Source organism: Bacillus sp. CECT 9360, from assembly GCF_918741275.1.
GTDB lineage: Bacteria > Bacillota > Bacilli > Bacillales > DSM-1321 > Peribacillus.
Map to the genome: position 1 here is coordinate 66,769 of NZ_CAKKNA010000009.1, position 14,052 is coordinate 80,820.

13 protein-coding genes and 1 pseudogene are annotated in these 14,052 nt (G+C 43.0%); 10 read left to right on the plus strand and 4 right to left on the minus strand.

Translation table 11 applies throughout. The features are described 5' to 3' along the window. Nucleotides 1-40 precede the first annotated feature (40 nt). The 4 genes and pseudogenes from LQ216_RS12460 to LQ216_RS12475 all read left to right on the plus strand — a co-directional run bounded on the left by LQ216_RS12460 (nucleotide 41) and on the right by LQ216_RS12475 (nucleotide 4,505). Nucleotides 41-1,312, plus strand: a complete 1,272-nt coding sequence (locus LQ216_RS12460; protein WP_230129714.1) for a M20 family metallo-hydrolase — start codon at nucleotides 41-43, stop codon at nucleotides 1,310-1,312. A gap of 25 nt (nucleotides 1,313-1,337) precedes the next feature. Beyond that, on the plus strand, nucleotides 1,338-2,363 hold the full coding sequence (locus LQ216_RS12465) for an NAD(P)-dependent oxidoreductase (protein WP_230129715.1): 1,026 nt from the start codon (nucleotides 1,338-1,340) through the stop codon (nucleotides 2,361-2,363). A 29-nt stretch (nucleotides 2,364-2,392) separates the two neighbouring features. Continuing rightward, nucleotides 2,393-3,823 (plus strand): dihydropyrimidinase, encoded by a 1,431-nt coding sequence (gene hydA, locus LQ216_RS12470; RefSeq protein WP_230129717.1) that lies wholly within the window; start codon nucleotides 2,393-2,395, stop codon nucleotides 3,821-3,823. A gap of 220 nt (nucleotides 3,824-4,043) precedes the next feature. Beyond that, nucleotides 4,044-4,505: pseudogene (locus LQ216_RS12475) on the plus strand (sigma 54-interacting transcriptional regulator). Between the two features lie 127 nt (nucleotides 4,506-4,632). On the opposite strand, the gene LQ216_RS12480 reads toward LQ216_RS12475, so the two are convergent. From LQ216_RS12480 to LQ216_RS12490, 3 genes are all read right to left on the minus strand, one after another. After that, the gene (locus LQ216_RS12480; protein WP_230129719.1) at nucleotides 4,633-5,076 is read right to left on the minus strand and encodes a hypothetical protein; all 444 of its coding nucleotides are present in this window, start codon (nucleotides 5,074-5,076) and stop codon (nucleotides 4,633-4,635) included. A 105-nt stretch (nucleotides 5,077-5,181) separates the two neighbouring features. Further along, on the minus strand, nucleotides 5,182-5,544 hold the full coding sequence (locus LQ216_RS12485; RefSeq protein ID WP_230129720.1) for a transposase: 363 nt from the start codon (nucleotides 5,542-5,544) through the stop codon (nucleotides 5,182-5,184). 386 nt (nucleotides 5,545-5,930) lie between these two features. Further along, entirely contained in the window at nucleotides 5,931-6,302 is a 372-nt protein-coding gene (locus tag LQ216_RS12490; protein WP_230129721.1) for a sigma-w pathway protein ysdB, read from the minus strand. A 112-nt stretch (nucleotides 6,303-6,414) separates the two neighbouring features. Between LQ216_RS12490 and LQ216_RS12495 the strand changes: the two genes are divergently transcribed. From LQ216_RS12495 to LQ216_RS12505, 3 genes are all read left to right on the plus strand, one after another. Further along, on the plus strand, nucleotides 6,415-6,909 hold the full coding sequence (locus tag LQ216_RS12495; protein WP_230129722.1) for a dUTP diphosphatase: 495 nt from the start codon (nucleotides 6,415-6,417) through the stop codon (nucleotides 6,907-6,909). Between the two features lie 51 nt (nucleotides 6,910-6,960). Next, nucleotides 6,961-8,046, plus strand: coding sequence for a M42 family metallopeptidase (locus LQ216_RS12500; RefSeq protein WP_230129723.1), 1,086 nt, complete (start codon nucleotides 6,961-6,963; stop codon nucleotides 8,044-8,046). Nucleotides 8,047-8,210: 164 nt separating this feature from the next. Further along, on the plus strand, nucleotides 8,211-8,810 hold the full coding sequence (locus LQ216_RS12505) for a general stress protein (RefSeq protein ID WP_230129724.1): 600 nt from the start codon (nucleotides 8,211-8,213) through the stop codon (nucleotides 8,808-8,810). 24 nt (nucleotides 8,811-8,834) lie between these two features. On the opposite strand, the gene sspI is transcribed toward LQ216_RS12505, so the two are convergent. Then, the gene (sspI, locus tag LQ216_RS12510) at nucleotides 8,835-9,047 is read right to left on the minus strand and encodes a small acid-soluble spore protein SspI (RefSeq protein ID WP_230129725.1); all 213 of its coding nucleotides are present in this window, start codon (nucleotides 9,045-9,047) and stop codon (nucleotides 8,835-8,837) included. Between the two features lie 124 nt (nucleotides 9,048-9,171). Here sspI and LQ216_RS12515 point away from each other — a divergent pair, with 124 nt between their 5' ends. The 3 genes from LQ216_RS12515 (at nucleotide 9,172) to pheT (ending at nucleotide 14,032) form a co-directional block, all read left to right on the plus strand. Further along, the gene (locus tag LQ216_RS12515) at nucleotides 9,172-9,927 is read left to right on the plus strand and encodes an RNA methyltransferase (protein ID WP_230129727.1); all 756 of its coding nucleotides are present in this window, start codon (nucleotides 9,172-9,174) and stop codon (nucleotides 9,925-9,927) included. A gap of 611 nt (nucleotides 9,928-10,538) precedes the next feature. Further along, entirely contained in the window at nucleotides 10,539-11,576 is a 1,038-nt protein-coding gene (gene pheS / locus LQ216_RS12520) for a phenylalanine--tRNA ligase subunit alpha (protein WP_230129728.1), read from the plus strand. A 41-nt stretch (nucleotides 11,577-11,617) separates the two neighbouring features. Next, on the plus strand, nucleotides 11,618-14,032 hold the full coding sequence (pheT, locus tag LQ216_RS12525; protein WP_230129730.1) for a phenylalanine--tRNA ligase subunit beta: 2,415 nt from the start codon (nucleotides 11,618-11,620) through the stop codon (nucleotides 14,030-14,032). Nucleotides 14,033-14,052: the final 20 nt, after the last annotated feature.

Genomic DNA, 14,052 nt, shown 5'->3' on the forward strand with positions numbered 1-14,052 from the left:
CCTTTTTCCAAATAAAAATCTACTAAAAAGGAGAGTTTACATGAATATCAACAAAACAAGATTACAAGAACTATTTGAAGTGGTATCCCAATATGGAAAAATTGGGGAAACAGGTCTTTGTCGCCCTGCTCTTTCCGACATTGAAAAAGAAACCTTTTCCGTTGTTTCCAGGTGGATGAAAGAAGCTGGCATGACCGTTCGAATTGATAATTTTGGAAATCTGATTGGGCGTTTGGAAGGGAAGAACCCCGAGGCACCCGTGTTAATGATCGGTTCTCATCTTGACTCACAACCATACGGCGGGCGATTTGATGGAACATCTGGGGTATTGGCTGGTGTTGAAGTAGCTATGACGATGGCAGATAAAGGAATTGTGCCCGATGTTCCTATTGAAGTAATCGCATTTTGCGACGAGGAAAGCTGGAGATTCAAAAAGGGAGTCTTTGGCTCAAGGGGAATTGTAGGAAAGTTTGAGCAAGGGGAGCTTGATCGAATAGATAAGGATGGAATTACCCGCAGACAAGCGTTAATCGATTTTGGCTGTGATCCAGACAATTTAGAAGAGTCTGTTTATCCTTCTGGATCAATCGGTGCATTTCTTGAGCTGCATATTGAACAGGGGCCTTCTCTGGATGTTCAAAATAAACCAGTGGGCATTGTGACAGGAATCGCAGGACCATTATGGTTTACCGTTAAACTAGAAGGTTTTGCCGGCCATGCTGGTTCTGTACCGATGGACTTGCGTAAGGATGCATTGCTGGGTGCCGCAAAGATGATTGGGGAAATCAATACAATTGTCAGGCAGGAAAAGGGACTCCCTACGGTTGCCACTATTGGCAGTTTGCGAGTATTTCCGGATTCTCCAAATATCATTCCTGAAAAAGTAGAGTTCACGATTGATTTGCGCGATGTCAATTTATCACGAAGAAATCGATTTGAACAGCAAATACGCACAATGATTGAAGAAGTTGCGACTGATTATAAGCTTACAGCTGAAATCCAAGAGGATACAAACTTAGCGCCGGTAGATTGTGCGGAGTGGATCCAGGAAATCATCGCCGAAGAAAGTAAGACGTTGAATCTGGATTGTCCGAAAATGATGAGTGGGCCTTTCCATGATGCAATGGTGATGGCAAACGCCTGTGATATCGGCATGATTTTTGTGAGATGTAAAGATGGAATCAGTCATAATCCTGCTGAGTTAGCTAGTTATGAAGATTTGGCGATTGGAACCGAGTTGCTCTATAAAACGGCCTTACAAGTATCCTCAAAAATAAAAAATAAATCTTTATCTCAGGTTGAACATTTCTAAATAAGGGATTTGAAGGGATGATTGGATGACGGTTTTAATTACAGGCGGTTCTGGCTTTGTTGGAATCAATATTATTGAACGACTTCTGGATGAAAACATACATGTTGTCAATTATGCGACACTCCCGGTCCCAAAAGAGGCAATGGATTCATTACAAGGGAGAAAAGGCAACTATCATTACGTAAAAGGAAATATTTTAGATACAAAATTATTAGATTCTACTAATGAAAAGTATGATATTAAAACAATTATTCATGCAGCTGCCATAACACCTGATCTTGAACGAGAAAGAAATTCTAGTAGAACCATAACCAATGTCAACTATATGGGAACCGTTGAAGTTTTAGAATCTGCACACCGGCATGGGATCGAGAAGTTTATTTATATCAGTTCTTGTACCGTATACGGCGAGACTGGGTTTAAAGATGAGGTTTTATCAGAGTCCGAGTCCATTCCATTACCGAGAACGTTATATGAGATTACGAAGTTTGCTGGGGAAAGAACAGCTTTAAGATATAAAACACTGTTTGGAATGCCGGTTTGTGTTGTTCGGCTAGGGTATGTTTTTGGACCATGGGAGTACTATACGGGTATTAGACAAACCCTATCCGTGCCTTTTCAAGTAACTCGAAATGCGCTATTAAATGAAGAAGCTCTCTTACCCCGTCCAGGTTTAAGGGATTGGGTCTATAGCAAGGATGTCGCTAACTCTATTTTTGAACTATTACGATCGCAAGAATTGACGTATGACCTATACAATATCGGTTCAGGCCAAACGTGGAGCGTAGAAGACTGGTGCCAGCTGCTGCAAAAACAGTTTCTTGATTTTAAGTATAAAGTGGTTGGAAATTTCGAAGAGGCGAATATCGACTTTTTCGATCCTGAAGATATTCATGAATTATCAGTAGAACGATTAAAGTCAAATGTAGGGTATAATCCAAAATATGGAATCGAAGAATCCTTTCAAGATTACATGGATTGGATAAAGCAAATTCCATTATTTTGGACCGATCCTGTTCGAAACAAAATGAAAGCAACAAACTTTACATAATTAATGGGGAAAATTGGAGGGAAGAGTATATGAGTTTACTAATTAAAAATGGAACGATTGTAACAGCTGTCGATGAATTTATTGGTGACGTATTAATAGAGGGAGAAAAAATCGTTGCTGTAGGAAAGAATCTATCTGTTAGTGCCAATCAAGTCGTGGATGCATCGGGGAAATACGTCTTACCCGGCGGAGTTGATCAACATGTTCACTATTCATTCGATTATAAAGGGGAACGAGTTAGGGGATTCGATACTTCCAATGCAGCCATTGTAGGTGGAACGACAACGGTAATAGAATTCGTGAACCAAGAGTTTGGAAAAGGGATTGCAGAAACCATTTTTGATTACGAGAAAAAGGAAGTTTCAGACGTAGCGATGGTGGATTATTCCTTCCACGGAGTAGTTTGTGAACCATCAGAAAAACTATTTGAAGAAATTCCGACTTTACCAGAAAAAGGGCTACCAACGATTAAATTATTCATGGCGTACAAAGGACTCCCATTCCATAGTGACGATGAAGCCATTTTTAAAGCACTCAAGGCGGCTAAAGATGCCGGAGTAACCGTTATGGTTCACGCCGAAAATGCAGATGTGATTGAAACTCTTCAAAAGGAATACCTTTCTAAAGGATTAACGGATCCATATTATCATGCTCTTTCAAGACCACCTTTGGTTGAAGTCGAAGCTACACAACGAGTCATTCACTTAGCTTCCTTAGCTAAAGCACCTGTCTATATTGTTCATGTCACAGCGAAAGAGGTAATGGAAACAATACGATCATCCTACAACAAAGGAATACCTGTTTATGGAGAAACCTGTACTCATTACCTAATGCTTGATAAAGAGGACTTAGCAAAACCGAACTTCGAAGGCGCCAAGTATGTATGCTCACCAGCCCTTAGAACAGAAGAGGATCGAAATGCCCTTTGGGAAGCCATTAACAAAGGTTGGTTAAATGCGGTAAGCTCCGATCATTGCGGATTTAACTGGGAAACCCAAAAACATATGGGAATTGAGGATTTTACCAATATACCAAATGGATCCCCAGGTGTCGAAAATCGTTTAGGAATTCTATGGACCTACGGCGTAAACAAAGGCAGAATCTCAAGACAGCGCCTAGTAGACTTATTTGCAACAACTCCTGCTAGAATCAATGGAATCTCACATCGTAAAGGACATATAGGCGTTGGAATGGATGCAGATATTGTTATTTACGCTCCCAATCATAAATCTATTATCTCAAATGTAACCAGCTTACAAGGGGTTGATTTTAATATATATGAAGGTTTTGAGCAAGAAGGGAAAGTAGATAAAGTCTTTCTTCGAGGAAATCTGATGGTCGATGATGGAAAGTTTGTCGGCAATCAAGGTGAAGGTAGCTTCATTCCTGGAAAACCTTTTGGGTTATGTTATGAAGAATATACCAAAGAAAATCAATTAGAGCCGACCAGCATAGGTTAATAACTGCCTTGAAATTCAATAAGGCATAATTTCATCAAGGTATGAAATGGCCGCCGCAAAAAAATAATATGAGGGATTTTGGATATACGGGGACTGAAATAGTCCTCTTTTTATTTGCCCCGCAGAAATTCCGTTTTAAGCCCTGGGGAATGGTGTTTTGTAGAGAGAACATGAGATTGCTGGGGTCAAATTTATTTCCGCTATTCCTTTTTTATGGAAAGTGGAGAGGGAACCTTTTCCTAGCACAGATTCCGGACAAAAGGAGTACCAGTTTGGGCGAATAATCACTTACAGTCCATCTTTTCAAAGAGCGACAAGGATTGCCTCACAATCTGATGCAAGTGTATTAAAATTGGGGGAAACGGGTTCGGGTAAGGAAGTGCTGGCACAGACGATTCATGAAAAAGTCACTGGAGTGGCGGTCCGTTTGTTGCCATCAATGCCGGGGCTATCCCAAGAGAATTGATTGGCCAGTGAATTATTCGGTTACATAGAACGGGCTTTTACTGGCTCTAGAAAAGGAGAAAGTCCAGGCAAATTCGAAGCGGCAGAGGGCGGAACTTTATTCCTCGACGAAATTGGGAAGATGCCATTGGAACTTCAGGTGAGCCTGCTTCGTGTATTATACCGGAAGATGAATCAATGGAAGATTGAAAAAGTCCCTTGTAAGGATTTTCGGTGAAGAAAACCAAAGCCAGCCAGTCGAAAGCAATTGGTGGCGAGTAACAGGAACTCCATGTCAATTTCATGTGAATGGCACCCATATAAGAAAAAACATTTAGGTGGTTTCCTAAATGTTTTTCTTAAGGCTATTTTTTTGGCACTTCATCAATCGAATTATACTTTCTTAGAATTTTTTGATCCTGATCTAATAAGAAGACTTGATTCTTAGCGTTGACATGGGCTGAATGCCAGTATTTTGGCGAATAGGACAACACCGTACCCGACGATTTACTATAGAATGCATTTCGTGTAAAAATAAAATTTCTGCCAAGATATATGACTGGAATATTAAAACGGTTTTGGACAGCATCCCTATTATCCCTTGGTGTGTAAAATTTAGAGTAATAGAACCCTTTTTCGTCGAAAAACATCGCTGCATCACCATTGTTTCCATTATTGAAGAGAATTTTGGCGTTTTCCAATTCAGACAGAGGACTCTCGCATTCATAGATCTTGTATTTCCCCTTATCCTTCACGGTGACGGAGCGAAGGTTCGGTTCTTCGATATACCTGTCTGCGAATTCTGACATGGAGACACGAACTCCTTGAACACAGATTTTTCGATTGGACTTGACAGCGGCAATGGCATGAAATCCTTTGGCGTTACAGGCATCAATCATTTTCCTGCTCGAGTACTAGCTGTCCATCAGCACATACACTTGTTCATCTTCGTTGGCAGGAAAGGCATTCACGATTTCGATTGCTAGGCCATTCTTGCTTTTAAACGCAAGGCCGTGTTCCTGACAGTAGCCCTCCCGGAAATAAGGGCGGAAATCCCAGGCGAAGGAGAATCCTTCTGACACAACATGGGCGGTCACGAGACAATGCGACCAAACGCTTTTCCCTTCGGAATGGGAAAAGTGAAAATCCAGCCCTTCCATTTTTCTTGTGGAATGATCTTTATGACAGCCGGAATCATCGATAATGAGAAACAGAATGGGTCTCGTATCTCCTGCTTTCTGACGGGCCCGACGGATCAGGCTGATGACACGATCCATTCGTCTCCGCTGAGCCCGGTTGACACATCAGGGTGATTCCTTTAGAAACCGGGTCATACAGCTGAGGTCACGGCTCTTTCCAGTATGTTCGCGAATTTCTGTGATCGTCTTTCGCCCTTCGCACAAAACGATGCTATGCATGATCGAAATAATGTGATTGAGTTGCGGTTTTGATAGGCACAGATTTAGGGAAAAAACGAACTTGACGATAGCCGAATAGAAAGATACCATGACCTTAAAGACATCTCCTTTTTTGTGATTTGGTTTGGGGTAGTAACCTTCCAATTCCACAATTAAAGGGATGTCATTCTTATTTTTATCAACTTTTCAAAACAAGTCATAAACCGTCAATTTTCACGACAATATTTTTGCAAGAGTCAAGTTATTTACACTTTGTTAAGGTGATTTTTCCACTCTATTTTCGCGCTTGGATAGTGTTGGTTGATTGCGGATTCTATTTTCAATCGGTCTTCCTCATCCAGTTCATGAAGAGCTGAGGAATCTTTTAGCCAAATGAAGATAGAAACGACCTCGGAGGAATGATTCGGAGTACCTAAATACTTCTCTCCTTCAAAGAAGACGCCTCGATAGGTAAGCAGGAAATTCTTCCGGGCATTTGAGATTTCATCGAGAAAATAAAATTTCCCTTGTGCCTGGGCAAGCTTGAGCTTGCGTTTGGGGTTTATAAAATACCTGATAGCAAAGTATACTAAAAAAATAATGAAAGCGAAAATGAACAATCTCATTAATAAGATCATGGGCACACCTTCTTATTTATATTCGTTATTTTCTATATACGTTCCTCTTTTCAATTAGTTTCAATTATTTGATATAATTTCAGGGAGAGAAAATATAGAGAGTAGTGATGATATGGATACAGCTAAACTATTTGAAATGCAGGCTGCGCTAGACCTGTATATTGAATCAGGGCATGATTTGGGCGACGAAGACTTGGTGGACAGAAAAATTCTGGCTCTTTTAGTGGAGCTCGGTGAATTGGCGAACGAAACAAGATGTTTTAAATTTTGGAGTTTGAAAGGACCATCCACCCTGGAAACAATTTTAGAGGAATATGTCGATGGAATTCACTTTATCCTGTCGCTTGGTAACGAAGGAGGCTTTCAGCAAACGGTCTCGAAAATATCATCAAACGGCGGTAGCAGGACGGATTTAACCGCCCAGTTTTTGACTTTGTATGAGGTGATTACAGCCTATCGCGCAAAGCAAAAGCCGGAAACGTATCAGAAGGTGTTTACTGAGTATCTGAATCTTGGAGAATTGCTTGGCTTTACGGCAAACGATGTAGAAACGGCCTATTTAGAAAAAAATAAGGTCAATTACGAAAGGCAAAGACAGGGGTATTAATATTCATTGTGTATAATAATAGTAATGGAATATATATAAGGAGGCATTTTGGTGACGAACTTAGATGAGACGTTAAAGATGTTGAAAGATCTTACGGATGCCAAGGGAATTCCCGGCAATGAGAGCGAAGTAAGAGAGGTCATGAAAGAATACATAACACCTTATGCGGATGAAATGACTACAGATGGCCTAGGAAGCTTAATCGCAAAAAAGAGCGGGCAGGAAAACGGCCCAAAAATTGTCGTCACCGGACATCTCGATGAAGTTGGCTTTATGGTGACTCAGATTGACGATAAAGGATTTTTGCGTTTTCAGCCTGTGGGCGGCTGGTGGTCTCAGGTTATGCTTGCACAACGCGTGACAATTGTTACTAGAAAAGGCGATATCACCGGTATCATCGGCTCCAAGCCGCCTCATATCCTTACAGCGGAAGCCAGAAAAAAACCGGTGGAAATCAAGGATATGTTTATCGATATCGGTGCAACGAACATGGAAGAAGCTGAGGATTGGGGAATTCGTCCGGGAGACATGGTCGTACCTTATTTTGAATTTACGGTCATGAATAACGAAAAGATGCTGTTGGCAAAAGCATGGGATAACCGTATTGGCTGTGCGATTGCCATTGACGTATTAAAACAATTGCAAGAAACCAATCATCCAAACGTCGTGTATGGTGTCGGGGCCGTACAAGAAGAAGTGGGACTTCGCGGGGCACGTACTTCCACCTTTAAAATCCAGCCTGACATCGGTTTGGCGGTGGATGTCGGTGTTGCGGGGGATACGCCGGGTGTTTCGGAGCGCGAGGCCCAAGGGAAAATGGGCAAGGGTCCGCAAATCGTCATTTATGATGCATCCATGGTATCACACAAAGGTTTGAGAGATTTTGTAACGGACACAGCGGATGAACATAATATCCCCTATCAGTACGAGGCCATGCCGGGTGGCGGAACAGATGCTGGCTCGATTCATGTAACAGCGAATGGTGTACCGTCACTTTCCATCACGATTCCGACAAGATACATCCATTCTAACGCTGCCATGCTCCACCGCGATGATTATGAGAACACCATTAAATTGATCGTGGAAGTCATTAAAAAGCTTGATCGTGAAACGGTAGATAAGATTACGTTTGAATAATTTTTACAAAATGGGCCTCTTAACTAATAGGCCCATTTTTAATGCGTATAGATAATCAGGAAATGATTATTATCGTCTTTTCCCCGTTTAAGAGAACACGAGAAGGGTATATTCTATACATAACACTAAACATTACGCTAACCCGATGAAGGAGGAGCTTAAATATGGAAAAGACAGTATATGGAGTTTTTGAATCAAGCCATGAGGTTATGCAAGCTATTAATGCTCTTAAGGCGAAAGGTTACGACGGAGATGATATTACCGTTGTCGCGGACAAGGAAGAGAAACTGGAATTTGCCGATTATAACCAAACTGCAGATGTGAAAACCGCAACCACTACAACAGAAGAGGACTCGTTCATGGATAAGGTGATGAGATTCTTGATGAATGAAGGAACGACAAACCTTGAGGACAGGCTGGGAGATTACGGCTTCTCGGATACTGAAGCTTCGGAATATGTGAATGACGTGGAAAACGGCAAGATTTTAGTCCTGCTAGATTCTGATAAAGACCGGGCTGTCCGGGAGAGCTTTTATTCGGACCATCCTTCTCCACCGATTTTTGAAACGGAAGGAATGACCGGAATTGATACGTCCGGACTAACGAATAATCCAGACCCTAACTTGTTCCCTGATGGAACAGCGGCAATTAAGGAGACAACTGGTGACCTGGCAGGAAAAGAAGGTACGCAATTAGATGAAGACGGGAATCCGATCGTCTATGATGAGCAATTGAAAAATAGAATCGATACAGACAAGTTGTAAAAGAAAAGCAATAGCCACAAGCGGCTATTGCTTTTTTAAAGCATCTTCCAGGGTTTGGAGCATCTCAGTTCTTTCTTGTTCGGATGCATGCTGCCAGATTACTTCAAATAAAACGCCAAGACCGGGAAGCATTTTTTCTTCGCCGTTTTGGATCGCATCAACAATCGTATCTTCAAGCTGTTCCTGGGAATTGCCCGAAACGTTGTCAATAATAGCAGTTCGAAGATTTAAGTTCATCGTCTTTCCTCCTATAAAATCATGATTGACTCATATGACTATCATTTCACGATTCGGCGTGTATTATGTATCTGGATTACGTTATAATAGGGAAATCAGTGAAGGAATGAAGGAGAGTCCACCGTTGAAGTATATTGAAAGTGCTAAAAACCCAAAGGTTAAGCAATGGAAAAAGCTTTTAACGAAAAAAGAACGTGATAAAGCAGGTAGATTTTTAGTCGAAGGCTTCCATCTCGTCGAAGAAGCGTTAAACGAAGGCAATCTTGTCCTGGAGGTCATTGTAAGTGAGGATGCAGAATTGCCCGTGCATTTCAAGCTTGAAGGCATAGAAGTGATTAATGCGGCCAATGATGTCCTGAAAGCCATTTCCGATACCGAGACACCCCAAGGGATTGCAGCAGTTTGTGAACAAAGAAACGTAACCTTTGAAGACATTAATCCGGAAAAGGTGCTGATTATTGACGCGGTTCAGGATCCCGGCAATATCGGCACGATGATCCGGACGGCGGATGCCGCCGGTATAGATGCTGTAATCCTCGGAGAAGGATGTGCAGATCCTTACAACCCAAAGGTGATCCGTTCAACACAGGGCAGCTTGTTTCACATACCGGTGATAAAAGGAAATCTAGACGATATGATTGACCAGCTAAAAAACAGGGACATCCCGGTGTATGGCACGGCGCTCGAGAATTCGGTGCCTTTTGAAAATGTGAAAAAAGCTCAATCATATGCTTTGCTTGTGGGCAATGAAGGGCAGGGTGTAAATATTGACCTGCTTACTAAAACGACACAAAATCTGTATATCCCGATTTACGGAAAAAGTGAATCATTGAATGTAGCGATAGCGGCCGGAATTTTACTGTATCACCTCCGGAAATAGGAACTATGGCAGCGAGTTCATTCATATAAGTACTAAAGTCAAATTGAAAACATAATGAAAATATACTATAATAAAACATACATTTTAATAAAAGAAAGACGTTGACAGAGAAGAGTAGCTTAAGATATCCGTTACAGGAAAAAAATGCCCCGACTGCAAGCATTTTTACGGCGCTGTTTAAGTGAATTCACCTCTCGAGTCGGCATCGGGATGATTGCGCGGCAATCGAAAGATGCATCGGTGAAAAACCGTTATCGAAAATGAAGTGGGCACAGTTATTAAAAGAAAAGAAAGATTACTTTTCAATTTTGAAAGTTGTCTAGCTCCAGCGCCTAGCCCCTCGAGGTCTCCCTACAGAAGGCAGAGAACGCCTTCCTGCGGGATATGTCGGGGCTGACCAAGGCGCTTGCGCTTTTCTGTGTGCCAATAAGGGTGGTACCGCGATACATATACCTCGTCCCTTTTTAGGGGACGGGTTTTTTTGGTAGAAAGGAAGTATAAACTTTCATTTCTGCATAAAGGCAACTACGTCTCTGCCTTCGCCTTAAAAGGCTCGTCAATCGACGAGTTTTCTTTATGTTCACTAAAAATAATTTCAAGGAGGAATTAACATGCAGGAACGTCTACATGAACTGCAGGAAGAAGCGCTGGAAAAGGTTGCGGCGGCTTCTGATTTAAAAGCTTTGAATGATATTCGTGTTGCTTACTTAGGAAAAAAGGGTCCGATTACCGAGGTGCTCCGTGGAATGGGCAAGCTTTCCGCAGAAGAACGTCCAAAAATTGGTGCCTTGGCAAACGAAGTTCGTGAGGCAATTGCGGCTAAAATCGGGGAAAAACAAAACGCTCTTGAAGCGGCGGCAGTCAATGAAAAGCTTGCAACAGAAAAGATTGATGTCACATTGCCGGGTCGTCCGGTCAAAAAAGGAAACCATCATCCGCTGACAAGAATCGTCGAGGAAATCGAAGACTTATTCATCGGGATGGGTTATACAGTCGCTGAAGGCCCTGAAGTGGAAACAGATTACTACAACTTCGAAGCCCTCAATCTGCCAAAAGGCCATCCGGCACGTGATATGCAGGATTCCTTTTATATTACGGAAGAGATCTTAATGCGGACCCACACATCTCCTGTACAGGCAAGGACTATGGGAATGCATGAAGGCAAAGGGCCGGTTAAAATCATCTGTCCTGGTAAGGTATACCGCCGTGATAATGATGATGCGACACATTCCCATCAATTTATGCAGATTGAGGGATTGTTGGTCGATGAAAACATCCGCATGAGCGACCTTAAGGGAACGCTCGAAGTGTTTGCGAAGAAAATGTTCGGCCAGGACCGGGACATTCGGCTTCGTCCAAGCTTCTTCCCATTCACTGAACCATCTGTCGAGATGGATATATCTTGTAAAATCTGCGGCGGATCAGGCTGCAATGTTTGTAAAGGTACGGGCTGGATCGAAATTCTAGGCGCAGGCATGGTTCATCCAAATGTTCTTGAAATGGCAGGATTTGATTCTAAGAAATATTCAGGATTTGCTTTCGGTATGGGCGCGGAACGTATTGCGATGCTGAAATATGGTGTGGATGATATCCGTCATTTCTATACAGACGACATTCGTTTCTTGAAACAATTCCATCGTCACGAATAAACGATAAAACAAAAACGTAATTTCCTTAAGGAGGACCAACCATGTTTGTTTCCTATAAATGGCTGCAGGATTATGTGGATCTTTCCGGCATTACTGCGGATGAGCTTGCCGAAAAGATTACCAAAAGCGGCATTGAAGTCGAAGGGGTAGAAAAGAAAAGTGAAGGCTTGAAAGGTGTCGTCATCGGCCACGTTTTGGAACGGGAACAGCACCCGAATGCTGATAAATTAAATAAATGCCTTGTCGATATCGGCGAGGAAAACCCTGTGCAAATCATCTGTGGCGCACCGAACGTAGATAAAGGCCAAAAAGTAGCAGTGGCAACGGTCGGCGCTGTCCTTCCGGGCAACTTTAAAATCAAAAAAGCAAAGCTGCGCGGCGAAGAATCTCACGGAATGATCTGTTCGCTTCAGGAGCTCGGAATCGAAGCAAAGCTGGTGGCAAAAGAATTTTCTACGGGCATTTATGTGTTCCCGAATGATGCGACAGTCGGCGAGAATGCGTTCGAATACCTTGGCTTGAATGATGAGGTGCTTGAACTCAGCTTGACACCGAACCGGTCTGATTGCTTAAGTATGCTTGGCGTAGCATTTGAAGTTGCCGCGATTCTCGGGCGTGAAGTGAAGTGGCCTGAAATCAATTCTTCTGAGGCTAACGAGAAAGCTTCAGACTATTTGAGCTTAAAAGTGGTCGCGAAAGAAGATAACCCGCTGTATGTAGCAAAAGTGATTAAAAATGTGAAAATCGGACCTTCGCCGCTATGGATGCAAGCGCGTCTCATGGCAAGTGGAATCCGACCGCACAATAATATTGTCGATATCACGAACTATATTTTGCTGGAATACGGACAGCCGCTCCATGCGTTTGATTATGAGCGCATCGGTACGAAGGAAATTGTTGTCCGCAGGGCAAACGACCAAGAGAAAATCACGACACTAGACGATGCGGAAAGAACATTGTTCCAGGATCATTTAGTCATCACAAATGGCAAAGAACCGATCGCTTTAGCCGGCGTCATGGGCGGAGCCAATTCAGAGGTTGGCAGCGATACGACAACCGTTGTTCTGGAAGCAGCTTATTTCTCCGGAGCGGTTGTAAGAAAAGCTTCTAAAGATCACGGACTGCGCAGTGAAGCGAGCGCACGCTTTGAAAAGGGTGTTGATCCGAATCGAGTCCGCCAGGCAGCCGAACGCGCAGCTGAATTAATGGCCCGATACGGAGGCGGTACGGTTCTAGCGGGTGCTGCAGAAGTGGATACATTGACAATCGAACCTGCCGTTGTCTCTGTCACCCTTGATAAAATCAATGCGCTTCTTGGAACAGAGCTTGTGGTTTCAGAGGTTGAGAATATATTCAAAAGATTACAATTCGAGGTAAGTTTGGAACAGGACGAATTTACAGTAACTGTTCCAACCCGTCGCGGCGATATTACCATAGATGCAGACCTGGTCGAGGAAGTGGCCCGTTTATACGGCTATGATAACCTTCCAACAACGCTACCAATTGGGGCTGCCATACCGGGAAAGCTGACAGCATATCAGCAAAAACGCCGCCAGGTACGTAAGGTGCTCGAAGGCGCTGGCCTTTACCAGGCAGTCACCTATTCATTAACTAGTAAAGAAAAAGCATCCCAATTTGCTTTGGAAAAACAAGAATCGATCAGCCTTGCGATGCCGATGAGTGAAGAGCGCAGCCAGCTCCGCTTAAGCATCGTTCCACAGCTTTTGGAAGTGCTGAAATATAATATTGCCCGCCAGAGCGAATCGGTTGCGCTTTATGAAATCGGCTCAGTATTCTTGAAAAGAGATGGAGCAGATCTGCCTGAGGAAAGAGAGCATTTGGCAGGGGCTATAACCGGTCTATGGGAGTCCCACCTGTGGCAGGGCGAAAAAAAACCGGTAGACTTTTTCGTGGCCAAAGGTGTGTTAGAGACTGTTTTTGGTACACTGGGACTGACAGATAAAATCGTATATCGACAGGCAGAGATCGAGGGTATGCATCCGGGGCGTACAGCTGAGCTTCTGCTGGATGATGAAGTGATTGGCTTCATCGGCCAAGTTCATCCGATCGTCCAAAAAGAACTCGACTTGAAAGAGACATATGCATTCGAGCTTTCATTCAAAGCGCTTGGTGAAGCGGAAACAGAGCCAATCCAGTATGAAACGATTCCCCGGTTTCCATCGATTACCCGGGATATCGCCCTTGTGGTAGACAAGGAAACAGTTGTCGGAGACATCCAGAAGATGATAACAGAAGCCGGCGGCAAGTTATTGAAAGAAGTGGGCGTTTTCGATTTATATGAAGGAGAACGCATGGAACCGGGCAAGAAGTCGATTGCCTATTCTCTCAAATACTTTGATCCGGAGCGTACACTCACAGATGAAGAGGTAACAAAAGCTCATGATCGAGTGTTGCAGGCTGTGAAGGAAAAAGCGGGAGCGGAATTACGCGGTTAAACCAAAAGGTGACAGGAATC